A 24,187-nucleotide genomic window follows, 5' to 3' on the forward strand; every position below is an offset into this window, starting at 1 on the left:
CATCCGCTCGGGTGGCAGCGCGTTGTCGTTCCATGACGGACTCAGAGGTATCGCCGGGCGACACGCCGGTGGAGCGCCGTCTACCAGCGACGCGGCATCGGCTGATTAAGTTACCCACTGTTTTTACCGGCAAGTAGGTCGGTACACTCTGGTCGTTCGACCAGCCGAGAGGTGGATCACGTCCGATGAAGCACGCGTTGCGGGCCACGGTGGCGGCAGTCGCCGTCACGATGCTCGTTCCCTTTCTCGCCGGCGGCGCGGACGCCGTCGCGCCGCCCACCGGCCCGGACGGCGGCGCTGCCGGAGCGGCCTGGGCGGCCACGCAAGACAGCCCCCAGCAGTACCCCAACATCAATATCCAGTGGGACGTCCCCATCACGATGAGTGACGGCACCGTGCTGAAGGGCAACGTCTACCGCCCCGCGGACCCCTCCGGCCGGCCCATCGACACGCCCACGCCGACGATCGTCAACCTCACGCCCTACACCAAGCTGGTGTCGAACCTGGCCGATCACGCGCAGTCGATCCCCGGCCTGTCCGACGCGCTGATCGAGCTGTTCCGCCAGATCGATATGAGCGGCACCCCGCTGTCCGGCGTCACCGACCTGACCAAGGCGTTCGGCGGCGGCGAACTGCGCAACTTCACCGTCGACCGGCAGCTGATCAAGAGCGGCTACTCGCAGGTGGTCGTGGACGTGCGCGGCACCGGTTTCTCCCAGGGCGTCTGGGACATGCTGCGTGAACGCGAGCAGCAGGACACGGTCGAGGTCATCGACTGGGCGTCGCGGCAGCCGTGGTCCAACGGCCGGATCGGCATGAACGGCATCTCCTACTCCGGGATCAACCAGGTGCAGGCCGCCCAGCAGCGCCCACCTGCCTTGCAGGCGATCTTCCCGGTCGTGCCGGGCAGCGACCTGGTCAACGACGTGCTCGCGCCGGGCGGCGGCTTCGGTTTCAACTTCATCCCGCTGTGGCTGACCGCGATCAACGGTCTCAAGCTTCTTCCCGACCTGGCCTCGGTGCTCAACGGGCAACTGGACACCACATGGCTGGCCGACCGCGCCCGCGATCCGTTGACGTTCATGGATGTCCTGCTGAACGTCTACACCACCGCACGCATCGAGGATCTCGACCCGCGCGCCAAGGAACTGCTGACCGACGGGTCCCGGCCGCGGCAGGACTGGCTCGGTGACCCGAGCGCGATCCGGACGCCGACCTTCGTCACCGGCGGCTGGCACGACCTGTTCGCCTACTCGGAATCCAAGATCTACAACGAGATCCCGCTGCCGCCGGGCCAGAAGCAACTGCTGATGGGCAACACCTACCACCTCAACTCCGGCAACGAGTACGGCAAGCCGGGCCTGCCGCCGCGGCTGGACGTGTTGCAGCGCGCGTGGTTCGACAGGTGGCTCAAGGACGCGGACAACGGCATCGACCAGTACGGCCCGATCACTCTGCGCCAGCAGGGGGGCGGCTGGATCACCACCGACTCGTTCGCCGCGCCGACCCCCGCGGCGGATGCCCAGCAGGCGGTACATCGCCGGATGTACCTGTCCGCCGCGCCGAGCGGTACCGCGGGCAGCGTCTACGACGGTTCGCTCAGCCCCGAGGGCAGCGGCGAGCCCGCCCGCCTGACCGTCGCGCCCGGTCTGACCAGTCTGTGCTCCAACGACGCCGCGCAGGGCACCGCCGGTGTGCTGTCGGTGATCGACGGTTGCGCCAAGGACTCCAGAATCGAGGAGTTGAACGGGCTGACCTTCACCAGCGCCCCGGTCGCCGAGCCGACCTCGATCTCCGGGCGGATCGCCGTGCGGCTCAACACCGTGCAGGACGCGGCCGACGGCTACTGGGTGGTCACCGTGAACGACGTCGCGCCGGACGGGCAGTCCAGCGTGCTGTCCTCGGGGCAGCTCATGGCTTCGCTGCGGGCGATCGATGACGCGAACAGCAGCAAGTCGGCCAACGGCGACTACACCGATCCGCGGCCGTTCACCTCGCTGGAGCAGCGGCAGCCGACGGTCCCCGGCGAGGTGACCACGCTGGACATCGCACTGCCCGCCACCGAGGCGATCCTGCAGCCGGGCCACCGCCTGCGCGTCGACGTGTACGCGGGCAACTTCCCCAAGGGCCTGCCCATCCTGCCGATGCTGATCGACACCGGCCTGCGGCCACAGCATCTGGAGCTGGATCCCGACCGTCCGAGCTTCGTCAACATCCCGGTCAGAGGTAATCCGGGCTGGTAGGTCCGGGCGTGTGCCCCTCGCGCATCAGGATCGACGCCGCGGGGTATGGGCGAGGGCACACGCTCCGATCGAAGGTCTGGCGAACCGGGTCGAAAAAAAATTCGGCGCGTCTGTCGATCTCCGACATCCGCCGTTCGACCTATGGGTGAGAGGGTCCAGAGAGAGACCCGGACAGCCAGGGAGACAACCATGAAGTACATGCTGATCATGCGCGCCACCGACGCGGCCTTCGCGGAGATGGCGAACATCGACTTCGACCAGATGCTCGACACCATGGGCAAATTCAACGACGAGCTGATCCGAGCAGGCGTGCTGCTCGCGGCGGAGGGGTTGGAGGACGCCGCCGAGGGCGTGGTCGTCGATTACTCCTCGGAGACACCCGTCGTCACCGACGGCCCCTACGGCGAGACGAAGGAATTGTTCGGCGGGTTCTACATCCTCAACGTGGCTTCGAAGGAGGAGGCGATCGAATGGGCCAAGCGGATGCCGATGGCCGGCCCCGGCTTCAAGACCGAGATCCGCCGCGTCCCGACGATCGACGAGTTCCCGCAGGACAATGTGTGGATCCAGAAGGAGCGGGCGTGGCGCGAGGCCACCGGCCAGCTCTGAGCGGATCGAGCGGCGATGGGCGAGCACACCGGCCGTGAGGCCGTCGCCGCGGTCTGGCGGATCGAGTCCGCCCGGATCGTCGGCGCGCTCGCGCGGTACACCGGCGAGTTCGCGCTGGCCGAGGATCTGGCGCAGGAGGCGCTGGCCGAGGCACTCGTGACCTGGCCGCGTGACGGCGTGCCGCGCAATCCCGCCGGGTGGTTGCTCACCGTCGGCCGCCGCCGCGCGATCGACGCGTTCCGGCGGCGCTCCGCCCTCGACGAGCGGTACACCGCCCTCGCCCGGGACCTGGGCGAGGGCGGCGCCGTCTCGGGAGGACCGCCGGCCGATCCGGCCCGGGATGCCGAGGACGTGCTGTGGGATCCGGACCGGATCGATGACGACCTGCTCGCGCTGATGTTCGTCTCCTGCCATCCCGTGCTGTCGCGGGAGGCGCGCGTCGCCCTCACCCTGCGGGTGGTCGGCGGTCTGACCAGCGACGAGATCGCCAAGGCGTTCCTCGTTCCGGCCGCCACGGTGCAGGCCCGGATCACCAGGGCGAAGAAGACCCTCGCGGCGGCCCGAGTGCCGTTCGAGGTGCCGCCGGCCGAACAGCGGACCGAGCGCCTCGGCTCGGTGCTCAATGTGGTCTACCTGATCTTCACCGAGGGGTCCTCGGCCAGCTCCGGTACGGATCTGATCCGGCTCGACCTCGCGAGCGGGGCACTGCGCCTGGCCCGGGTGCTGGCCCGGCTGGTGCCGGACGCGCCCGAGGCGCACGGCCTGCTGGCGCTGCTCGAGCTGACCGCGGCGCGCTTCCCCGCCCGCACCGGGTCGGACGGCGAGCCGGTACTCCTCGAGCATCAGGACCGCCGCCGCTGGGACCGCGCCGCGATCCGCCGGGGCCGAGCCGCCCTGACCCGTGCCGGGCAGGTCGGCCGTGGCCTGGGCGCCTACGGGTTGCAGGCGGCGATCGCCGAGTGCCATGCCGTCGCCCCGTCGGTCGACGCGACGAACTGGGAGCGGATCGTGCTCATCTACGAGGCGCTCGGCAGGCTCGCGCCCTCACCGGTGGTGGACCTCAACCGGGCGGTGGCCGTCTCCATGGCGCAGGGACCGGCCGCGGCACTGCCGATCGTGGATGAGCTCGCCGCCGCCGCGTCGCTGTCGCATTCCCATCTGCTGCCGAGCGTTCGCGGGGAACTGCTCCTCCGACTGGGACGCACGAAGGAGGCGCGCACCGAATTGGAGCGTGCCATCGGGTTGTGCGGCAACCAGCGCGAGCGGGTGGTGCTCGAGCGCAAGCTCACCGACCTCGGCTCGGTCGATCCGGCCTGAATCCCGGCCGGTCAGTCGGTGACGGCGAACGCGGCATCCAAGGGCGGAAACATCGCGCGGGCGTCGTGTCCGGCGAACCAGAGACCGACGGTGAACACCGACAGAGCTTCCAGATAGCGGGCCCGGTGCAGCCCGCCCGCCGGGATCGGTTGCAGGCCGAGGTCTTCGGCCAGCTTCGCGACCGCTCGCACCGCCGCCTCGTCGTCGCCGCACAGTGGCACCGCCAAGCGGCGGCCGTCGAAGATCCGCCCCTTCGCCTCCCACACCTCGGCGGCACAGAGGTTGAACGCCTTCACCACGTGCGCACCGGGCGCCCGCGCCGCGATCCCCTCCGCGACAGCGTCTTCGGCGAGTACGAACGCGGTGGTTCCCTCGGGCGCCGCGGCATCCGGGGCGAAGGCGTTCGTGCAGTCGACGATCGTGCGGCCGACGAGCTGGGTCCCGACGGCGTCCAGCACCTCCGGCAACGCCTGGACCGGTAACCCGAGCACAACGACATCGCCGAAACCTGCCGCGTCCGTGATCGTTCCGGCGCGCGCGTCGATAGTGGCGGCCAGTTCCTCTGCGGCGGCGGCGGACCGGGCGCCGATGAGCACCTCGTGACCCGCCGCACTCCAGCCGCCGCCGAGCGCCCGCGCCATCGCGCCCGCGCCGATGATTCCGATTCGCATACCAACTCCTGACTCGAAAACTGTTCGCCCGCGACGTTAGGAATTCCGATGGGCACTCCGCGGTGCGCAACGGCGCTGGCAAGCTGGACCCGTGAGCGCAGCACCGATCGAACCGGTCGCCGCCGAGCGAGTGGATTTCGCGCCGTACGGCGACTTCGAATCCGACTGCCCGGCCCGGACGGGTGTGGACATCTTCGGCAACTCCTGGTTGCCGGTGATCGTGTACATGCTGCGCGAGGGGCCCATGCGTCCTGGCGAGCTGCGCACGACCATCGGCGGGATCAGCCAGAAGATGCTGACGCAGACACTGCGCCGGATGGAACGGATGACGCTGGTGCGCCGTCACCGCTACGCCGAGGCGCCGCCGCGGGTCGAATACGAGCTGACCGCCGCGGGCGCGGACCTGCTGATCCCGATCTACGCCCTCGGCGACTGGGTGGACAAGCATGGCCACGCGGTGAACGAGGCACTCGCCGACGCCGACGACGAAGCGGACTGACCGCCCGGTGAATACGCTGCCGGTACGCCATGTCGAACAGTGCGTAAACATGCGGCTAACGGGGCCGGAAGGGCCTGTGACCTGCGCGAAACTTCGCGTACCCGGCGTTGGCCGACAGGTCGGCGACCGTACGATTCAAGTGTGAGTGTTCCCCAGGCCGTGCTGCTGGCCATCTTGGCGGCTGTCGTCGGCCTGGCAGTCGGCGGGCTATTGATCCCGTATGTGAATGCCAGGCAGGCCGCCCGCAGGCAGGCCGAGTCCGGTCTCACCATGTCCCAGGTCCTCGACCTGATCGTGCTCGCCTCCGAGAGCGGAATCGCGGTCGTCGACGAATACCGCGACGTCGTGCTGGTCAACCCGCGCGCGGAGGAACTCGGACTGGTCCGCAATCGCCTGCTCGACGAGCGCGCCTGGGCCGCGGTGGAGAAGGTGCTGGCCACCGGCGAATCCGCCGAGTTCGACCTCACCGCGAAGAATCCGGTCCCCGGCCGCGGCCGCATCGCGGTCCGCGGCGTGGCCAGGCAGCTGTCGCGCGAGGAGACCACCTTCACCGTGCTGTTCGCCGACGACGATTCCGAACAGGCCCGCATGGAGGCCACCCGCCGCGACTTCGTCGCGAACGTCAGCCACGAACTCAAGACCCCGGTCGGCGCGATGAGCCTGCTGGCCGAGGCTCTCCTGGAAACCGCTGAGGACCCCGACGCCGTGCGACACTTCGGTCAGCGTGTGCTCGGTGAATCACGCCGCCTCGGCAAGATGGTGACCGAGCTCATCGCGCTCTCCCGCCTGCAGGGCGCGGAGAAATTGCCGGAACTCGAGGTGGTGGACGTGGACACCGTGGTGACGCAGGCGGTCGATCGTTCCCGCACCGCCGCCGAAGCCGCCGGGATCACGGTCAGCACCGACCGCCCGAGCGGGCTCGAGGTGCTCGGCGACGAAACCCTACTGGTCACCGCCCTGTCCAACCTGGTGGAGAACGCGATCGCCTACTCGCCGGCCGGTTCGCACGTGTCGGTGAGCCGCTCACTGCGCGGCGATCACGTGGCGATGGCGGTCACCGACCGCGGCATCGGCATCGCCAAGGAAGACCAGGAGCGGGTGTTCGAGCGATTCTTCCGGTCCGACAAGGCGCGTTCGCGCCAGACGGGCGGCACCGGGCTGGGCCTGGCTATCGTCAAACACGTGGCCGCCAACCACAACGGGGAAATCACCCTGTGGAGCAAGTTGGGCACCGGATCGACGTTCACCTTGCGCATACCCGCCCACCACGAAGCAGGCGCCGACGACGACCACGACGGCGCCGTGGTGAGCACGATAGAAACAAGCCCGCGTCCTACCGGACCGGGCCGACCGAATGGTGTGGAGGCACGCAGATGACGAGTGTTCTGATCGTCGAGGATGAGGAGTCGCTGGCCGATCCGCTCGCGTTCCTGCTGCGCAAGGAGGGTTTCGAGGTCACCGTGGTCGGTGACGGGCCGTCCGCGCTCGCCGAGTTCGACCGGTCCGGCGCGGACATCGTGCTGCTCGACCTCATGCTGCCGGGCATGAGCGGCACCGACGTGTGCAAGCAGTTGCGCACCCGCAGCGGCGTTCCGGTGATCATGGTCACCGCGCGCGACAGCGAGATCGACAAGGTGGTCGGCCTGGAACTGGGCGCCGACGACTACGTCACCAAGCCGTATTCCGCACGCGAGCTCATCGCGCGCATCCGCGCCGTTCTGCGGCGCGGCGCGGGCGACGAACTGGACGGCGCCAATGAGAGCGGCGTGCTGGAAGCCGGCCCGGTCCGGATGGACGTGGACCGGCACACCGTGATGGTGAACGGCAAGCAGGTCACGTTGCCGCTCAAGGAGTTCGATCTGCTCGAATACCTGCTGCGCAATTCCGGGCGGGTGCTCACCCGCGGTCAGTTGATCGATCGCGTGTGGGGCGCCGACTACGTCGGCGACACCAAGACTTTGGACGTGCACGTCAAGCGGCTGCGCTCGAAGATCGAGGCGGACCCGGCCAAGCCGGAACACCTGGTCACCGTGCGCGGCTTGGGCTACAAACTGGAGGCATGACCGCCCGAGCGGCGCGGGAACACGAACGGCCGAGAGCACTGCGGTGCTCTCGGCCGTTCTGTCGCGGACATCAGGGAAAGTAGATCCAGGTGGTGCCGAGCGGGGTCTCGGTCTTCTGCAGGGTGATCCAGCCCAGATCGTCTTCCTGCATGCAGTCGTAGAGGTCCGCGGTGTTGGTCCCGCGGCACGCGATGGTGTGCGAGGTGCCGTAGGGGCTCGCGATCAGCAGCTTGCCCGCCGCTTTGGCGTTCACCGCGGCCGGATCGGTGGCCGCGACGAATTCCGTGGTGAAGTCGTAGAACTTGTGCGGATCGCCGTTCGGCTCCGCGTGGGCTACTCCGGTCAGCGAGAGGGCGGCGCCCAGGGCGATGGTCGCCACGGTGAGAACTTTCTTGGACATAACGGCACATCAAACCCCATCCGGGTGAAGCTCGCATGGCGACGGGGTGAACCACACGCGGTATCGCACGGCGAACGGCCACCCTACCGGGCGCTCGGTCGGCAAACGATCAGGCGATCGGATCCGTGGAATCGCGCATCCGCTCGGCGTGCACCGTTGCCGGGTGGACGGCGATCAGGCCCAAGCCCTCGCGCCGCTTGCAATGCCGGGCCAGCTCGGCATAGGCGGGCGCGCCGATGAGTTCGGTCAGCTCGGGGCCGTAGGACTGCCAGACCGGCTTGCTCCCGACGTGCGCGTCGGGGGAGCCGGAGCAGTACCAGTCCAGATCGGCGCCGCCGGGCCCCCATCCGCGGCGGTCGTACTCGGTGATCACGGTGCGCAGGATCTGCACGCCGTCGGGCCGGTCCACCCAGTCCTGGGTGCGGCGGATCGGCAGTTGCCAGCACACGTCCGGCTTCACCTCCAGCGGCTCGATGCCGCGCCGCAGGGCCATGGTGTGCAGAGCGCAGCCGACGCCCCCCGCGAAGCCGGGACGATTCAGGAAGATGCACGCGCCCTCGAACCGGCGCGTGCGCAGCGCGGGCTCGTCGTCCAGTTCGTCGAGTTCCAGGTAGCCGCTTCTGGTGATCTTGCCCTGCGCGTCGGCCGCTTCGCCCCGCAGCTGCCAGTCCTTGGGTGTGAGCATCTTCACAGCGCGGCTCAGCCGTTTGCGGTCGTCCTCGTCGGAGAGGAACGCGCCGTGCGAACAGCATCCGTCATCCGGCCGGTCGGACAGGATGCCCTGACAGGCAGGGGTGCCGAATACGCACGTCCACCTCGACAGCAGCCAGGTCAGATCCGCGACGATCAGATGCTCGTCGTTTGCCGGATCCACGAACTCGATCCACTCACGGGGAAAGTCGGGATCGACTTCAGGGGCTGGGTCGATCTTCCCCGCTGGTCGGGGCCGGGTCGGGCTGCTCGGGGATGCGCCTACCGTCACGAAATAGGACGCTAACAGTTCAGTCGCCTGGGTTGTAGTGCCGCGTCACCCAGTACCGTGTCTATGTGCGGCTTGGGGTACTCGATGTCGGAAGCAATACCGTTCACCTGCTCGTGGTGGACGCGCATCGTGGCGGTCACCCCCTGCCGATGAGTTCGACGAAAGCCACCTTGCGGCTGGCGGAGAACATCGACGCCGCGGGTTGCATCACCGAGGCGGGCGCGCAGCGGTTGATCGACACCGTCGCCGAATTCGCCAGCATCGCCGAGACGTCCAAATGCGTCGAACTGATGCCGTTCGCCACCTCGGCGCTGCGGGAGGCGGCCAACTCCGAAGAGGTGCTCGGCCGCGTGCGCGCGGCGACAGGCGTCGACCTGCGGGTGCTGGCGGGCGTCGACGAGGCGCGGCTGACCTTCCTCGCGGTGCGCCGGTGGTATGGCTGGAGCGCCGGGCGCATTCTCAATCTGGACATCGGCGGCGGCTCGCTGGAAATGACCAATGGCGGCGACGAGGAACCCGATGTCGCGGTGTCCTTGCAGCTGGGCGCGGGCCGGTTGACCAGGGAATGGCTGCGTGAGGACCCGCCAGGCAAGCGCCGGGTGGCCGTGCTGCGCGACTGGCTCGACGCCGAATTGGTGGTGCCGGCGAAGAAGCTGCTCGAGCCGGGCAAGCCCGATCTGGCCGTTGGCACTTCTAAGACATTCCGGTCCCTGGCCCGGCTGACCGGAGCGGCGCCCTCGGCGGCAGGCCCGCGGGCGCGTCGTACACTCACGAGCTCGGGCCTGCGCCAACTGATTGCGTTCATCTCGCGGATGACGGCGGCGGACCGTGCAGAATTGGAAGGCGTAAGTTCCGATCGGTCACAGCAATTGGTGGCCGGCGCATTGGTCGCGGAGGCGAGTATGCGGGCTCTTTCGCTGGATTCCTTGGAGATTTGTCCGTGGGCGCTGCGTGAAGGGCTGATCCTGCGCAAACTGGATACCGATATGAATGGTGGACCCGAAGCAACGTACTCAGCGGGCACGGTGACCGGAGACGGTCGGCCGGCGTCCGGCGGTGGCGCACCTGCGCCGGGCTCGATCGGGACGGTGTCGTCATGAGTGAGGACTCCAAACAGCTGTCGGTGGCGGAACTGCTGGCGCGTAACGGTCAGCAGAGCGGCGGCTCGTCCGGCGGTGGCAGGCGCCGCCGCGGTGGCCGGGGCATCTCCGTCGCCGAATTGACCGGCGACCTGCCGGTCATCCGGGAAGGCGGTGGTCACTCCGCGCACGCGGCGCCCGATGCCGGAGCGGAGGAGCCCGCTTACGCGCCGCCCTCGTTCGACCCGCCCGCGCCGGAGCCGGCTTCCTACGCGCCCGAGCCGCAGCCCGAGCCGTCGTCGTATTCGCCCATGTCGGGCCCGATTTCGATGTACGACCCGCTGGCCGGCTACGCGCAGCCCGACCTGCCGTATGCCGATCCCCCGCCCGGTCGATCCAGCCGGGTCATGCCCGGCCGGGACATGCCTTCGGCGCGGCACGGCACGTCGTACGACCCGCTGTCGCCCGATACGCCGGTGTCGGACCTGTTTTCGGCCGCGCCCGGTCCGTACGTGCCGGACCTGCCGGGTGGCGTGCCCGAGACGCCCCCGCGTTCGGGGCGCAGGCGCAGGCGGGAGGAACCCGAGGAGGAGGCCACCGAGGTCCGGTCCTGGCAAGAGGTCCGGCCCGAGCCGTTCGGCCGGGACGCGTTCCCCGGTCGCGGCGCAGGCGAACCGGGCCGCAACGGCCACGCGGAGTTCGACGAGCCCGGCTTCGGCCGCACCTCCCTTCCTGAGCGCAACGGCGCCCAGGGCGGTCGCGCCGCGCGGCGCAGGGCGGCGGAGGCCGCGGAAGCGGTCGAGGATCTCGGCCCGTCCACCGCGGCATGGTCACCCGCCACCGGCGGTTTCGCCCCGGAGCCGGAACCGCTGCCCGTCGCGCCGCCGCCCGATCCGCGACCGAAGCGGGGTAGGCCCGTTCCTCCCGAGCCGCAGCCGGAGGCACATCGAAGACCAGCCCGCCGCGAAGGTGTCGGCGAGAACGGCCTACCGGCCTGGTCCGCCCGGCGGCACATGCCGCAGGCCGATTCCCCGCCGGAATCCGGCGGCATCTCGACGGCCGCGTGGTCGCTGGCCAACCAGGACCAGCAGTTGCTCTCCGGCCAGACGGTCGCGGGTGACCTGCTGCGCGATGGCGTCGACCGGGCCGAGCGCGGCGCGGCGAGGCGCAACGGTCGCGGTGGGCGCGGCGCCGACGTGGCGGAAATGGACGGCGTCACCGACGTCTACGAGCCGATCGAGCTGGACGAGGACGACGAGGACGATCTCGCCGACGAACCACGTGCCGCCACCAGGGCGCCAGCGGCGCGCCGGTCCAGGGCGGCCAAGAAGGCGGAGGACGACGCCAACCGGCGCCAGTGGATGATCCTCGGCGGTCAGAGCGTCGGCGCCGCCATCGCGGGCATGCTGCTGTTCAAAGGCTTCGAGCGCATGTGGGAGATGCTTCCGTGGGTCGCGCTGGCACTGGCGATGATCGTGATTCTCGGCCTGGTGGCTCTCGTGCGGATTCTGCGCAGGACAGACGACATCCTCAGCACTGTGATCGCCGTCGTCGTGGGCATCTTCGTCACGCTGGGGCCATTGGCATTTCTCCTCAGCACGAACTGAGCAGGGAGCAGTCGTGGGGAACATAGGGCAGGCGAACGAGACCGGGGTGGGGTCGCGCACGGGCGCGGGACCGCCGGGAGACGCCGGGGATCTGTCCCGGCCGAAACCGATCCAGGTGGGGCTCTCCACCGCCTCCGTGTATCCGCAGAATACGGAGGCGGCTTTCCGGTACGCCGCCGAACTCGGCTACGACGGCGTCGAGCTGATGGTCTGGGCCGAGCCCGCCAGTCAGAGCATCGCCACCGTGCAGGCCTACTCCCGCCAGTACGGTGTGCCGGTGCTCGCGGTGCACGCGCCCTGCCTGTTGATCTCGCAGCGGGTGTGGGGGTCGGACCCGGTGGCGAAACTCGAGCGAAGTGTGCGCACCGCCGAGGCGCTCGGCGCGAGCACGGTGGTCGTGCACCCGCCGTTCCGCTGGCAGCGCCGCTATGCCGCCGGGTTCGCCGCGCAGGTGGCCGAACTGGAAGACAACAGCCCGGTGATCGTCGCGGTGGAGAACATGTTCCCGATGCGAGCGGACACGCTGTTCGGCCGGCGCGAGGGCGCGGTGCGACGCCTGGAGCGGCGGGGCGGCCCGGGTCCGGCGCTCACCGCCTTCAGCCCCTCCTACGATCCGACCGACACCGGCTTCCGCCACTACACGCTGGATCTGTCGCATACCGCCACCGCCGGAGCCGACCCCTTGGCTCTGGCTGCCCGCATGGGTCCGGGTCTGGCCCATCTGCATCTGGCCGACGGCCGGGGCGCCGCGCACGACGAACATCTCGTCCCCGGCGAGGGCACCCAACCGTGCGTGGAGGTGTGCGCGAGCCTGGTCCGCACCGGTTTCACCGGTCAGGTCGTCGCCGAGATCAACACGCAGAACGCGCGAACCACCAAGGAACGGGCCGAGATGTTGCATCGCACGCTGGCCTTCGCCCGCGAGCATCTGGTCGTGGCGGCCGCGCCCACGCCGGCCGGCGCGAGCCGGAGGTCGCCCGAACCGCCGATGTGACGCTCGTCGCTACTCCGGTATGCGGCGATGGGATCCTGTCCGGGCCGCGTTGTACGCTGTACGAACCCCTCGGCGGCAGTGCGGGCTACGCACCCGCGAATACCGCCGTCGGGTGGAGTCGACGGAGACAGGAGTGAGGATGACGACGGAGCTGACGGCCGATATCGGCCCGGCGGCCACGACCGACGCACCGTTCAGCCGGGTGTGCGCGCTGGAAGAGGCGCCGCCCACCACCCCGGGAACCGGCCGCTATCTGGGCGTCATCGACGACATCTGGACCATCGGTCCGAAGGTGCACGGCGGGACGATGGTCGCGGCTAGCGCGGCGGCGGCGACCAATTGGCTGCGTGCGTCCGATCCCGCACTGGTCGGCATGGCGCCGATCGCCGCCAGCTCCGACTTCCTCGGCGCCCCCAACCCCGGCGAGATCGAGTACGAGGTGCGCGTCCGCAAGATCGGTCGCCAGATCTGCCTGGCCGACGCCGACCTCGTCCAGGACGGTCGCGTCCTGGTGCGCACGGCGCTCACGTTCAGCCGCCTCGACGACGCGGACCCGATCTACGCGCCGGAGCATTCCGGCATGCCCGTTGAGCCACCCGCCGACGCCATCGGTTACGAGCCCGGTTCCACGATGGGCGACATCGTGCACGTCGGCCGGGGCGCCGAGATCTACCTCGACCACGAGTGGGCCCGCTTCCTCGAGGGCGCGAAGGGCGAGCCGCGGCTGCGGATGTGGATTCGCCCGCGGCCGGGCGACGAACAGGACCCCGACGTCGCGATGTACTTCGCCATGATGAGCGCCGACATGAGTCCGCCGGTGCCGATGAATCTCGGCCATTTCGGCTGGGCCCCCACCGTGCAGATGACCACCTACCTGCGCCGCAGGCCCGCGCCGGGCTGGCTGCGGATCATCGCCACCACGCACGAGGTGGGCGGCCGGATGTTCGACGAGGACCAGCTGGTGCTCGACTCGACCGGCGCGGTCGTCGCGCAGAGTCGTCAGCTGGCGCTCGTTCCCCAGCGCTGAGCCTCGGCGCGCGCCGTCTAGCCTTGAGCCCCATGACGAGAATTGCGGTGATCGGTGGTGGGCGCATCGGGGAGGCGTTGGTCGCCGGGTTGCTGGAGTCCGGGCGGCTGACCAAGGACCTGGTCGTTGTGGAGACCCATCGGGAGCGGGCGCATCAGCTCGCCGACCGCTTCGGGATCCGGGTCACCGATGACCTGGCCGATGCCGCCATCGGCGCGGATCTGCTGGTGATCGCGGTGAAACCGGGCGATGTGGACGCCGTGCTCGCGCCGCTGGGCAAAGCGGAGATCGGCAGCGATCGCGATCAGATCCTGGTCTCGCTGGCCGCCGGTGTGCCGACCGCGCGGCTGGAGGGCAAGATGCCCGCCGGATTCCCGGTGGTGCGGGTGATGCCGAATACGCCGATGCTGGTGGGGCAGGGGATGAGCGTCATCGCGCCCGGGCGTTATGCGCGCGAGCAGCATCTGCAACTGGTCACCGAGATCCTCGGCGCGGTCGGCAAGGTGGTCACCGTGACGGAGAGCCAGATGGACGCGGTCACCGCCGTGTCCGGATCGGGGCCCGCCTATTTCTTCCTGGTCGTGGAGGCCATGGTGGACGCGGGCGTCGGGCTCGGGCTCACCAGGGATGTGGCGACCCAGCTCGTCGTGCAGACCATGGTCGGCTCGGCCGCCCTGCTGGACAGCTCCGGCCAGACCGCCGTGGAACTGCGCGCCGCGGTCACCTCGCCGGCGGGCACCACCGCGGCGGCGATCCGCGAGCTGGAGCGCGCGGGACTACGCTCGGCATTCCTGGAAGCGCTCTTCGCGGCCAAGCAGAGGTCGGTCGAACAGGGCGCCTCAGCGGAGTGACCGGTCTGTTCGAAATCGGAAAACCCGATTTCTCACTCCCGTCGCAGTAACACCACTGGTCCCGCTAAGCTTCAAGGAGCACGTGCGTGTCTGTTCCGCCGGTGGGGAAGCCGGCGGCGCGGACGTGCCGGAGGTCAATGGTGCAATGATGTCTGCGAACAAGATGTCTGCGAATTCCGGAGCGTCCGGCGGCTCCGGTCCCGCGGGCGGTCGGGGGAATTCCCGTACCCAGCGTGAGGCCGCGACGCAGGGGCAACCTGTGCTCGGCGGCGGCACCCAGTTTCTCACCGTCGCCGAAGTGGCGAGTCTGATGCGGGTGTCCAAGATGACGGTCTACCGGCTGGTGCACTCGGGCGAGTTGCCCGCCGTGCGCGTCGGCCGATCGTTCCGGGTACACGCCAAGGCGGTACACGACTATCTGGAAACGTCCTATTTCGACGCCGGATGAGGCGGTTTCGAGACCGGCGGGGCGTGCCGGTACGATAGACCCTCGGTTCGTGTTCGCCCGCCGGTGGCATCGCTGTTGGTTGCCTCGTGGTATCCGGCGGCGCGAACACGGGGCGTGAGCTTGCCCAGCGACCTCGGCCCGCCGGCCGGGGCCAGGGCGGTCGGACGTCCGGCAATCGCGCACGGGCAGCGTGCGCGCCGAGTAGAGAGAACGCGAGGACAACCCTATGGGTTCTGTGATCAAGAAGCGCCGCAAGCGCATGTCGAAGAAGAAGCACCGCAAGCTGCTTCGCCGCACGCGTGTTCAGCGGCGCAAACTCGGCAAGTAGGCATCGCTGCGTGTTCGCTGCGAGGGGCCCGTCACCAATAGGTGACGGGCCCTTTTGTTTGAAATTTTGAATTTTGAAATCGCCATTTGTATCACGTGACTGAAGTCATCGTTAGATCCTGGTTAATACTCTCGGTGAGCGGGTAGGCAGCCGCTACGCTGGGCACTGGGAATAATCACAAGGGCGGGCTGGCAAGGGAAAGGGTGCCGGTGGGTTCTGAGGGTCGGGAAGCGCACGCGCCGAAGGTGGTGCTGGTCACTGGAGCCAGCCGCTTCTTCGGCGGCACGGTTGTCGCTCGCCTCGCCCGGGATCCCGGGATCGAGCGTATTCTCGCCGTCGACACGATGACGCCGGGCCGAGAGTTGCAGCGGCGCATGGGCCGCGCCGAATTCGTGCGAGCGGACATCCGAAATCCGTTGATCCGTAAGGTAATCGATGGTGCGGAGGTGGACACCGTGGTGCACACCGCTCTGCGGACCCGCCCGCCCGCGGGCGGCGGCCGGGCGGTGATGAAGGATCACAACGTCCTCGGTGCGATGCAGCTGTTGGCGGTGTGCCAGAAGGTGGCTTCGGTGCGCCGGGTGGTGCTGCGCTCTTCGTCCGCGGTGTACGGGTGCAGCGCGAAGGACCCCGCGAAATTCAGCGAGGAAATGAGCGCCCGCACGCCACCGCGCGGCGGGTTTGCGCGCGACATGATCGATATAGAGGGTTATGTTCGCGGGCTCGCCCGGCGGCGCCCCGATATCGCTACGTCCATTCTGCGATTCGCACCGATCGTGGGACCGCGGCTGGCGGCGCGCGGTGTGCAATATCTGCGTTCGCCGGTGACCCCGACCGTATTCGGCCGGGACGCCAGGATGCAGCTGCTGCACGAGGAGGACGCGGTGGCCGCGCTGACCCATGCGGCGCGCCGTATGGCCAGTGGCACGTATAACATCGCGGGTGACGGCGCGCTGTCGCTGTCGCAGGCAGTCCGGCGGGCGGGCCGGATCGAGTTACCCGTTCCCTTCACGATGTTCCGCACCGCCGGTCGCCTCCTCATGGGCCCGGTGATGCGGGAGTTCTCCGCCGAACAGCTCGACTATTTCCACTTCGGCTGTGGCCTGGACACCACGCGCATGCGCACCGAACTCGAGTTCGTGCCGCGCTGGACGACAGTGCAGGCGTTCGACGACTTCATCGGGGGCGCAGCGTTGCGGCCCGTGGTCGATCCAGCGTGGATCGACGCCGCAGAACACAAACTGCTCGGCCTGCTCGGGGCCGGTACGGGAGCACACCAATGAATGACGTAGCGAAAGTCATCCAACTCCACGATCTTCAGATCGAGACGCGCCAGCGTCCGGCGCCACGCCGCCTGGCCGCTCCGAGTCCGGTGACCTCGCTGGTCGAGCGGCGCGCGGCGGTGACCCCCGCCGCGCCGCAGTCGCTGTCCGGGATGCTGCGCGGCGCACTCGGCAAGCAGATCTCCAAAACCGCGGATTTCGCGCGCCGCAGGCTCACCGGCGACTATCAGGTCGACGAATTCGGTTTCGACGAGCACCTGCTCGAGTCGGTCATCCTGCCCGCCCTGCGCCCGCTGTCGGATCTGTGGTTCCGGGTAGAGGTCAGCGGGATGGACAACCTTCCGGAGGCGGGTGGCGCGCTGATCGTGGCCAACCACGCGGGCACCGTGCCGCTGGACGGCCTGATGCTGCAGCTGGCCGTGCACGACCGGCACCCCAAGCAGCGCACGCTGCGCTTGCTCGCGGCCGACCTCATCTTCGAGACACCGGTGCTCGGTGTGCTGGCGCGCCGGGCCGGCCACACCCTGGCCTGCCGAGAAGACGCCGAACGACTGCTGCGCTCCGGCGAGCTGACCGGCGTGTTCCCGGAAGGATTCAAGGGCGTCGGCAAGCAGTACACCGATCGCTACAAGCTGCAACGCTTCGGCCGGGGCGGATTCGTCGCCGCGGCGGTGCGCGCCGGCGTGCCGATCATCCCGTGCTCCATCGTCGGCTCCGAGGAGATCTACCCGAAGCTGGCCGATCTCAAGCCGCTGGCTCGGTTGCTCGGCCTTCCGTACTTCCCGGTGACACCGTTGTTCCCGCACCTGGGCCCGCTCGGCGCGGTACCGCTGCCGTCGAAGTGGTACATCGAATTCGGCGCCCCCATCCCGACCACGCCCTACGATCCCGAGGCCGCCGACGACCCGATGACCATGTTCGAGGTCACCGACCAGGTCCGCGAGACCATCCAGCAGACGCTCTACAAGCTGCTCACCAAGCGCCGCAACGTATTCAGTGGTTGATTGCCGCGATTTCGTCGCGGCGTGTTCGCTCTCGCTTCGCTCGGAACCGGGTGAGGTCAGTGACCGTCGCGGTGGCGTGTGACCGCCGCGGCGACCGCGCCCCCTGCCGCACCGAGGGCCAGGGCGGTCGGCACGCCGATCTTGGCGGCCTTGCGGCCGGTGCGGAAGTCGCGGATCTCCCAGCCGCGGTTCTTGGCGACTTCCCGTAGATCGGAGTCCGGGTTGATCGCCACGGCGGTGCCGACCAGCGAGAGCATCGGCACGTCGTTGTGGCTGTCGGAATACGCGGTGCAGCGCTTGAGGTTCAAGCCCTCGCGGATCGCCAGGGTGCGCACCGCGTGTGCTTTGCCGAGGCCGTGCAGGATGTCGCCGACCAGTCGCCCCGTGAACGTCCCGTCCACGCTCTCGGCCACGGTGCCCAGCGCTCCGGTGAGCCCAAGCCGCTTGGCGATCACCTGCGCCAACTCCACCGGGGTCGCGGTCACCAGCCACACCTGCTGGCCCGCGTCCAGGTGCATCTGCGCGAGCGCGCGGGTGCCGGGCCAGATCTTGTCGGCGATGATCTCGTCGTAGATCTCCTCGCCCAGCTCGGCCAGCTCGGCGGTCGAGCGCCCGGCGATGAACGCCAGCGCCTTCTCCTTGCCGCTGGCCATATCGGTGCTGCTCTCCTTACCGGTGACCCGAAATTTCACCTGTTTCCAGGCGACGTCCACCAGATCGGAGGTCTTGAAATACTTGCGCGCCGCCAGACCGCGGGCGAAATGCACGATCGAGGCGCCCTGCACCATGGTGTTGTCGACGTCGAAGAACGCCGCCGCGGTCAGGTCGCGCGGCGCCTCCGGACCCGGTGCCAACGCCTCGCCCGCGGCGAGTTCGGCGTCGTGCAAGGTCAGCGCCGCATCGGCGCTCGCCTCACCGGCCAGATTGGCCCGCAATTCCTCTTCACTCGGGCCGAAAGGGCTGCGCGAGATACGGGCGAGCTGGTCCTGCAGACCCTGGCCCATCTGGCTCAGGTTCCACCGCGCCGGAAACTCACCGAATCGCCCCGCGATGAATCCGGCCCTCGCCACCTTCGATCGTTCCGGCACCAGTACCTCCGCCCGTCGCGCGAACCATGTCAACAGTAGCCGGATCATGCGACAGTCACGGCAGAAGGCGGCGCGCGACACAATCGCGTGGCGCACGCCGAGCTCGCGCGGTGTTCGGCCCGGTATTAAATTCCGGTCATGACCAATCCCACACATTCGGTGACATTGCTGACTCGCGCCGGGTGCGGGCTGTGTGCGACGGCGCTACGACAGCTGCGTGTGATCTGCGCCGAATTCGGTATCGAACCGGGCACCGTCGACGTCGACGAAGCCGCCGCTACCGACCCTGGCCTGCGCGCGGAGTACGGCGACCGGCTTCCGGTCGTCCTGCTCGACGGCCGCGAACACAGCTATTTCGATGTCGACGAGACCCGATTGCGGGCGGACCTGAAGCGCTGACTACGCCGTTTTCCGTCCGATTCGGCCGCTGTGCTGGTCGCGGCGGAAAATGAGGCCAATTTCACCGACTTTGTGCAGGGCTTCACAAGCAGTTACGGTGGTGGCACGCGACCCGCATGCCGAGGCTGCGGAGCCGCCCCGAAATCCGAAACTTCGACACCATGGCACCGGACCGTCCCCGGGTCAGCGGGTCGAGCGACGAACCGGAGCCCGAGGCCCGGGACGAGGAGCCGACGACGTGACAGAGCAGCATGAGGCGCCAGGTGGCGTCTCCGGCAGGGCTCTGCAGAAGGACATCCCGCAGGCCACCGTCGCGCGGCTGGCTACCTATCTCCGGGTTCTCGCCATGTTGGCCGATGACGGTGTTGCCATCGTATCTAGTGAGGAACTGGCTGTCGCGGCGGGTGTCAATTCGGCCAAATTGCGCAAGGATCTTTCCTTTCTCGGCCCCAACGGAGTTCGCGGCGTCGGCTACGACGTGGCCAAGCTCCGCTCCCGGATCGAGGACGTCCTCGGCCTGTCCGAGGGCCACCGCGTCGTGCTGGTCGGCGCGGGAAATCTGGGCCGCGCCCTGGTCGGCTACGGCGGGTTCCGGCGGCGCGGCTTCACCGTCGTCGGCATCTTCGACAACGACCCCGGCGTGATCGGTATCCCGGTCGCCGGCCTGGTGGTGCGTGACGTCGCCGAGCTCGCCGCGGCGGTCGCCGATCTGGAGCCGACCATCGCGGTCATCACCGTGCCCGACGACGCTGCCCAGGACGTGTGCGACCGCCTCGTCGCGTCCGGACTGCAGTCGATTCTGAGTTTTGCCCCCTGCGAGCTGGACGCACCGGCGACGGTCGAGGTCCGTCGCGTCGACCTGGCCGTCGAGATGCAGATGCTCTCCTTCGAGCGGGTGCGCAACGCGGAGCAGGCCCCGCTGCCCGAGGTCGCGCACGCCGGGTCGGGTCGCATCGCGCACCGCCTGCCGACACCACACGCGGCGACCGCGCATCCGGTACTCCAGCACTCGGCAACCCCGCATACAGCGGCCTCGCATACGGCGGCCTCGCATACGGCAACGGAGCCAAGCAGCAAGGGATCGGTGGTCACACCATGAGTGAGCGCAGCGAGCGAATCATGCGGCACAGCACGACGGAGCGCCCCGCTCGTGCCGGGGCGGTGGCAGCATGAGCGTTCTCCTTGTCGGCATCTCGCACCGCAGCGCACCGGTCCCGGTGCTGGAGAAGGTTGCCGTCACCGATGCCGACCGGCCGAAGCTGATCGACCGCCTGATCTCCTCCAGCCACGTGTCCGAGGCGATGATCGTCTCCACGTGCAACCGGGTCGAGGTCTACGCGGTGGTCGACGCCTTCCACGGCGGCCTCGCCGAGATCGGTGATCTGCTGACCAAGCACTCCGGCCTGCCGATGCCCGATCTGACCAAGCACGCCTACGTCCGCTACTCCGAGGCCGCCGCCGAGCATCTGTTCGCGGTGGCCAGCGGACTGGACTCGATGGTGGTCGGCGAGCAGCAGGTGCTCAGCCAGATCCGGGGCGCCTACGCCTCCGCCGACGCACAGCGGGCGGTCGGACGGACCCTGCACGAGCTGGCCCAGCACGCGCTGCGGGTCGGGAAGCGGGTGCACGCCGAAACCGGTATCGATCGCGCGGGCGCGTCGGTGGTGTCGGTCGCGCTGGATCGCGCGCAGCAGGTGCTCGGCCCGCTGGCAGGCCGCACCGCCGCGGTGGTCGGAGCGGGCGCCATGGGCGGTCTCGCGGTCGCGCATCTCTCGCGCGCCGGGATCGGCCGGATCATCGTGGTGAACCGCACTCTCGCGCGGGCGCGCAGACTCGCGGAGACCGCGCGAACACACGGCGTCGAGGCCGAGGCTATGGAGCTGTCGCGGCTCACCGAGGCGATGGCCGCGACCGACGTGGTGGTCACCTGTACCGGCGCGGTCGGCGCGGTCGTGACGCTCGCCGACACCCATCGCGCACTCACCGAGCGCGAGCGCGGCGAGGAATTCGCCACGGTGGAGCGGCCGTTGGTGTTCTGCGACCTCGGCCTGCCGCGTGATGTCGAGCACGCCGTGGCCGGACTGCCCGGCGTCACGCTCATCGATATCGAGACGTTGCAACGCGATCCGGCGGCGGGCGCCGCCGCCGACGACACCGCGGCCGCCCGATCGATCGTCGCCGACGAATTGGCCAAATACCTTGCCGGACAGCGGATGGCCGAGGTCACCCCGACGGTGGCGGCGCTGCGCCAGCGCGCCGCGGAGGTGGTCGAGGCCGAACTCCTCCGGCTGGATTCGCGGTTGCCCGGCCTGGCCCACCCGGAACGCGACGAGGTCGCGCGCACGGTGCGCCGGGTGGTGGACAAGCTGCTGCACGCGCCGACGGTGCGGGTCAAGCAACTCGCGTCCACGCCGGGCGGCGACAGCTACGCCGAGGCGCTACGCGAATTGTTCGAACTGAAACCCGGTGCGGCTCAAGCGGTCGCCGCGCCGATGGAGATCACCGCGCTCGCCGGAGATCATGCGGAGATCACAGCGGCCGACGGGGAGATCGCGCTGGCCGACGACTTCACCGCCGGCCATCGCGGCGAGGAACAGGGGCAGACGGCATGACCATGGTGCACCAAGAAGGCAACGCGATCGCGGACGGCACCCGTGCCCCGTGGCGGATCGGCACCCGGGGGAGCCTGCTCGCGCTCACCCAGGCGGGCACGGTGCGCGACGCGCTGATCGCGGCCGGGCAGCCTGCCGAGCTGGTCGTCATCAAGACCGCCGGTGACCTGTCGTCGGACCCGGTGCAGACGATCGGCGTCGGCGTGTTCACCTCCGCGCTGCGCGACGAGCTGGCGGCGGGTGCGATCGACATCGCCGTGCACTCCTATAAGGATCTGCCCACTGCGCAAGACCCGCGCTTCACCATCGCTGCCATCCCGCCCAGGGAGGACCCGCGCGATGCGCTGGTCGCGCGCGATGGGCTGGTCCTCGGCGAGTTGCCCGCGGGCGCCAAGATCGGCACGTCCGCGCCGCGCCGCGCCGCCCAGCTGCGGGCGCTCGGGCTCGGCCTGGATGTCGTCCCGCTGCGCGGCAACCTGGACACCCGGCTGCGCAAGGTCAGCGAGGGCGAGCTGGACGCCGTCGTGGTGGCCAGAGCCGGACTGGCCCGCATCGACCGGCTGGACGCGGTCACCGAAGCGCTGGAGCCGGTGCAGATGCTGTCGGCGCCTGCCCAGGGCGCGCTGGCAGTGGAATGCCGCAGCGACCACGCCGCGCTGGTGGAGATCCTGTCCGGACTGGACGACGCGGCCACCCGCGCGTCGGTCGTCGCGGAGCGGTCGCTGCTGGCCGAACTCGAGGCGGGCTGCACCGCGCCGATCGGTGCGCTGGCCGAGGTGGTCGAATCGCTCGACGACGACGGGCGGATCGTGGACGAGCTGTCGCTGCGCGCGTGCGCGGCGGCCGTGGACGGATCCGACGTGCTGCGGGCCTCGGTGGTCGGCGCCCCGGCCGACGCGGAGCAGCTCGGCCGTGCGCTTGCCCGGGAGTTGCTCGACATGGGTGCGCGCGAGTTGCTCGCCACCGAACCGGACGACGGTTCCCCCACCCGGGCGGTGAGTTCGCCCGCCCCAGACTTGCCCAACCCCAGCCCAATGGAGAACAGCCGATGAGCGGAAGCACAGGCACCGTGCCCTCGGGTATGCCGGAGCCGAGCGCAAGCGAGGTGCAGGCATGAGCCGAGCCACGAAGAAGCACCCCGGTCGCATCCTTTTCGTCGGATCGGGCCCGGGTGACCCGGCGCTGCTCACAGTCCGGGCCCGTGAGGTCATCGGACGGGCGACGCTGGCGTTCACCGACCCGGACGTCGACAAGGGCGTGCTCGCCCTGATCGGCACCTCGGTCGAGCCGGGGCCGGACGGAGAACGTCCCGTCGACGTGCGGCCCGCCCTCGGCGAGCCCGCCGAGGTGGCCAAGACGCTGATCGCCGAAGCGCGTGCCGGGCACGACGTGGTGCGCGTGGTCGCGGGCGACCCGTTGACCACCGACTCGGTGATCGCCGAAGTCAACGCCGTCACCCGGTCGCACATGGTCTTCGAAGTGTTGCCCGGCCTGCCCAACGGCTCCGCGGTGCCGAGCTACGCGGGCATCGCACTGGGTTCCGGGCATACCGAGGCGGACGTGCGCGGCGAGGTCGACTGGGCCGCGCTGGCGGCCGCCCCCGGCCCGCTCGTGCTGCACGCGACCTCCGGGCATCTGGCCGAGACCGCGAGCGCTCTGGTCGAGCACGGCATGGCGCCGCAGACCCCGGTCGCGGTGACGGTGCGTGGCACCACCCGCCAGCAGCGCACCATCGAGGCCACCCTCGCCACGCTGAACAGCGCGGCCTCCGAACTGGTCGGCCCGCTGGTGGTGACCATCGGCAAGGTGGTCGCGCACCGGTCGAAGATGTCCTGGTGGGAGTCGCGAGCACTGTACGGCTGGACCGTGCTGGTGCCGCGCACCAAGGATCAGGCCGCGGAGATGAGCGAACGGCTCGTCACGCACGGCGCCATCCCGATGGAGGTGCCGACCATCGCGGTCGAGCCCCCGCGTAGCCCCGCCCAGATGGAGCGCGCGGTCAAGGGTTTGGTGGACGGGCGCTACCAGTGGGTGGTGTTCACCTCCACCAACGCGGTGCGCGCGGTCTGGGAGAAGTTCGCCGAATTCGGCCTGGACGCGCGGGCGTTCTCCGGCGTGAAGATCGCCTGCGTGGGCGAGGCCACCGCGGAGAAGGTGCGGTCGTTCGGCATCAACCCCGAGCTGGTGCCCAGCGGTGAGCAGTCCTCCGAGGGCTTGCTGGCCGACTTCCCGCCCTACGACGACGTGTTCGACCCGGTGAACCGGGTGCTGTTGCCGCGCGCCGACATCGCCACCGAGACGCTGGCCGAGGGCCTGCGCGACCGCGGCTGGGAGATCGACGACGTCACGGCCTACCGCACGGTGCGCGCCTCGCCGCCGCCCGCGGAGACCCGCGAGATGATCAAGACCGGCGGTTTCGACGCGGTCCTGTTCACCTCGTCCTCCACGGTGCGCAACCTGGTGGGCATCGCGGGCAAGCCACACACGCGCACCATCGTGGCGTGCATCGGCCCGAAGACCGCCGAAACCGCCATCGAATTCGGCCTGCGCGTGGACGTACAGCCCGAGGTGGCCCAGGTCGGTCCCCTGGTCGAAGCACTGGCCGAGCACGCGGCCCGGCTGCGCGCCGAAGGCCTCCTGCCTCCTCCGCGAAAGAAGAGCCGCCGCAGTCGGTAGTTTTGGC

General features: G+C 69.5%; 24 protein-coding genes. 20 read left to right on the forward strand and 4 right to left on the reverse strand.

The annotated features are described in order from the left end of the window. The first annotated feature begins 185 nt into the window (after nucleotides 1-185). From ACFU5M_RS06410 to ACFU5M_RS06420, 3 genes are all read left to right on the forward strand, one after another. Nucleotides 186-2,243, forward strand: coding sequence for a CocE/NonD family hydrolase (locus ACFU5M_RS06410; protein WP_379044701.1), 2,058 nt, complete (start codon nucleotides 186-188; stop codon nucleotides 2,241-2,243). Nucleotides 2,244-2,432: 189 nt separating this feature from the next. Further along, nucleotides 2,433-2,852, forward strand: coding sequence for a YciI family protein (locus tag ACFU5M_RS06415; RefSeq protein WP_379044704.1), 420 nt, complete (start codon nucleotides 2,433-2,435; stop codon nucleotides 2,850-2,852). Between the two features lie 15 nt (nucleotides 2,853-2,867). Next, nucleotides 2,868-4,169, forward strand: a complete 1,302-nt coding sequence (locus tag ACFU5M_RS06420; RefSeq protein ID WP_379044707.1) for an RNA polymerase sigma factor — start codon at nucleotides 2,868-2,870, stop codon at nucleotides 4,167-4,169. A gap of 11 nt (nucleotides 4,170-4,180) precedes the next feature. On the opposite strand, the gene ACFU5M_RS06425 is transcribed toward ACFU5M_RS06420, so the two are convergent. After that, entirely contained in the window at nucleotides 4,181-4,840 is a 660-nt protein-coding gene (locus tag ACFU5M_RS06425; protein WP_379044710.1) for an NADPH-dependent F420 reductase, read from the reverse strand. 91 nt (nucleotides 4,841-4,931) lie between these two features. Between ACFU5M_RS06425 and ACFU5M_RS06430 the strand changes: the two genes are divergently transcribed. The 3 genes from ACFU5M_RS06430 (at nucleotide 4,932) to ACFU5M_RS06440 (ending at nucleotide 7,402) form a co-directional block, all read left to right on the forward strand. Continuing rightward, complete coding sequence (locus ACFU5M_RS06430; RefSeq protein WP_379044713.1) at nucleotides 4,932-5,339, forward strand: winged helix-turn-helix transcriptional regulator; 408 nt, start codon at nucleotides 4,932-4,934, stop codon at nucleotides 5,337-5,339. A 141-nt stretch (nucleotides 5,340-5,480) separates the two neighbouring features. Continuing rightward, nucleotides 5,481-6,716: a sensor histidine kinase gene (locus ACFU5M_RS06435; protein WP_379044716.1), complete on the forward strand. Its 1,236-nt coding sequence runs from the start codon at nucleotides 5,481-5,483 to the stop codon at nucleotides 6,714-6,716. Further along, nucleotides 6,713-7,402 (forward strand): response regulator, encoded by a 690-nt coding sequence (locus ACFU5M_RS06440; protein WP_379044718.1) that lies wholly within the window; start codon nucleotides 6,713-6,715, stop codon nucleotides 7,400-7,402. The genes ACFU5M_RS06435 and ACFU5M_RS06440 overlap by 4 nt, the downstream gene beginning before the upstream one ends. Before the next feature lie 70 nt (nucleotides 7,403-7,472). On the opposite strand, the gene ACFU5M_RS06445 is transcribed toward ACFU5M_RS06440, so the two are convergent. Together ACFU5M_RS06445 and ACFU5M_RS06450 are read right to left on the reverse strand one after the other, a co-directional pair. Next, nucleotides 7,473-7,802, reverse strand: coding sequence for a hypothetical protein (locus ACFU5M_RS06445; RefSeq protein WP_379044721.1), 330 nt, complete (start codon nucleotides 7,800-7,802; stop codon nucleotides 7,473-7,475). Nucleotides 7,803-7,911: 109 nt separating this feature from the next. Then, nucleotides 7,912-8,730, reverse strand: a complete 819-nt coding sequence (locus ACFU5M_RS06450; protein WP_379044772.1) for a hypothetical protein — start codon at nucleotides 8,728-8,730, stop codon at nucleotides 7,912-7,914. A 119-nt stretch (nucleotides 8,731-8,849) separates the two neighbouring features. Between ACFU5M_RS06450 and ACFU5M_RS06455 the strand changes: the two genes are divergently transcribed. The 9 genes from ACFU5M_RS06455 (at nucleotide 8,850) to ACFU5M_RS06495 (ending at nucleotide 17,405) form a co-directional block, all read left to right on the forward strand. Continuing rightward, a complete protein-coding gene (locus tag ACFU5M_RS06455) occupies nucleotides 8,850-9,884 on the forward strand; it encodes a hypothetical protein (RefSeq protein WP_379044724.1) in 1,035 nt (344 codons plus the stop codon). Further along, nucleotides 9,881-11,470 carry a hypothetical protein gene (locus tag ACFU5M_RS06460; RefSeq protein WP_379044727.1) on the forward strand — a complete coding sequence of 530 codons (1,590 nt, stop codon included), beginning with the start codon at nucleotides 9,881-9,883 and terminating at the stop codon, nucleotides 11,468-11,470. Before ACFU5M_RS06455 ends, ACFU5M_RS06460 begins: the two co-directional genes overlap by 4 nt. Nucleotides 11,471-11,585: 115 nt before the next feature. Beyond that, nucleotides 11,586-12,464: a sugar phosphate isomerase/epimerase family protein gene (locus ACFU5M_RS06465; protein WP_379044775.1), complete on the forward strand. Its 879-nt coding sequence runs from the start codon at nucleotides 11,586-11,588 to the stop codon at nucleotides 12,462-12,464. Nucleotides 12,465-12,603: 139 nt separating this feature from the next. Continuing rightward, the gene (locus tag ACFU5M_RS06470) at nucleotides 12,604-13,491 is read left to right on the forward strand and encodes a thioesterase family protein (protein ID WP_379044730.1); all 888 of its coding nucleotides are present in this window, start codon (nucleotides 12,604-12,606) and stop codon (nucleotides 13,489-13,491) included. Between the two features lie 32 nt (nucleotides 13,492-13,523). Further along, nucleotides 13,524-14,342, forward strand: coding sequence for a pyrroline-5-carboxylate reductase (proC, locus tag ACFU5M_RS06475; protein WP_379044733.1), 819 nt, complete (start codon nucleotides 13,524-13,526; stop codon nucleotides 14,340-14,342). 145 nt (nucleotides 14,343-14,487) lie between these two features. After that, nucleotides 14,488-14,790: a helix-turn-helix domain-containing protein gene (locus ACFU5M_RS06480; protein ID WP_379044736.1), complete on the forward strand. Its 303-nt coding sequence runs from the start codon at nucleotides 14,488-14,490 to the stop codon at nucleotides 14,788-14,790. Nucleotides 14,791-15,016: 226 nt separating this feature from the next. After that, the gene (locus ACFU5M_RS06485; protein WP_003402602.1) at nucleotides 15,017-15,118 is read left to right on the forward strand and encodes a 30S ribosomal protein bS22; all 102 of its coding nucleotides are present in this window, start codon (nucleotides 15,017-15,019) and stop codon (nucleotides 15,116-15,118) included. Between the two features lie 209 nt (nucleotides 15,119-15,327). Further along, nucleotides 15,328-16,401, forward strand: a complete 1,074-nt coding sequence (locus tag ACFU5M_RS06490; RefSeq protein WP_379044739.1) for an NAD-dependent epimerase/dehydratase family protein — start codon at nucleotides 15,328-15,330, stop codon at nucleotides 16,399-16,401. After that, nucleotides 16,398-17,405, forward strand: a complete 1,008-nt coding sequence (locus ACFU5M_RS06495) for a lysophospholipid acyltransferase family protein (protein WP_379044742.1) — start codon at nucleotides 16,398-16,400, stop codon at nucleotides 17,403-17,405. Before ACFU5M_RS06490 ends, ACFU5M_RS06495 begins: the two co-directional genes overlap by 4 nt. A gap of 56 nt (nucleotides 17,406-17,461) precedes the next feature. On the opposite strand, the gene ACFU5M_RS06500 is transcribed toward ACFU5M_RS06495, so the two are convergent. Continuing rightward, nucleotides 17,462-18,409, reverse strand: a complete 948-nt coding sequence (locus ACFU5M_RS06500) for an HAD family hydrolase (RefSeq protein ID WP_379044778.1) — start codon at nucleotides 18,407-18,409, stop codon at nucleotides 17,462-17,464. Between the two features lie 222 nt (nucleotides 18,410-18,631). Between ACFU5M_RS06500 and ACFU5M_RS06505 the strand changes: the two genes are divergently transcribed. From ACFU5M_RS06505 to ACFU5M_RS06525, 5 genes are all read left to right on the forward strand, one after another. Further along, nucleotides 18,632-18,892, forward strand: a complete 261-nt coding sequence (locus ACFU5M_RS06505; RefSeq protein WP_379044745.1) for a glutaredoxin family protein — start codon at nucleotides 18,632-18,634, stop codon at nucleotides 18,890-18,892. A gap of 238 nt (nucleotides 18,893-19,130) precedes the next feature. Then, nucleotides 19,131-19,991 carry a redox-sensing transcriptional repressor Rex gene (locus ACFU5M_RS06510; protein WP_379044748.1) on the forward strand — a complete coding sequence of 287 codons (861 nt, stop codon included), beginning with the start codon at nucleotides 19,131-19,133 and terminating at the stop codon, nucleotides 19,989-19,991. A 70-nt stretch (nucleotides 19,992-20,061) separates the two neighbouring features. Further along, entirely contained in the window at nucleotides 20,062-21,504 is a 1,443-nt protein-coding gene (locus ACFU5M_RS06515) for a glutamyl-tRNA reductase (protein WP_379044751.1), read from the forward strand. Continuing rightward, nucleotides 21,501-22,556 (forward strand): hydroxymethylbilane synthase, encoded by a 1,056-nt coding sequence (gene hemC / locus ACFU5M_RS06520; protein ID WP_379044754.1) that lies wholly within the window; start codon nucleotides 21,501-21,503, stop codon nucleotides 22,554-22,556. Before ACFU5M_RS06515 ends, hemC begins: the two co-directional genes overlap by 4 nt. A 61-nt stretch (nucleotides 22,557-22,617) precedes the next feature. Beyond that, nucleotides 22,618-24,180, forward strand: a complete 1,563-nt coding sequence (locus tag ACFU5M_RS06525) for a uroporphyrinogen-III synthase (protein WP_379044757.1) — start codon at nucleotides 22,618-22,620, stop codon at nucleotides 24,178-24,180. The last annotated feature ends 7 nt before the right edge of the window (nucleotides 24,181-24,187 follow it).

Source organism: Nocardia sp. NPDC057455, from assembly GCF_042802775.1.
Classification (GTDB): Bacteria; Actinomycetota; Actinomycetes; order Mycobacteriales; family Mycobacteriaceae; genus Nocardia.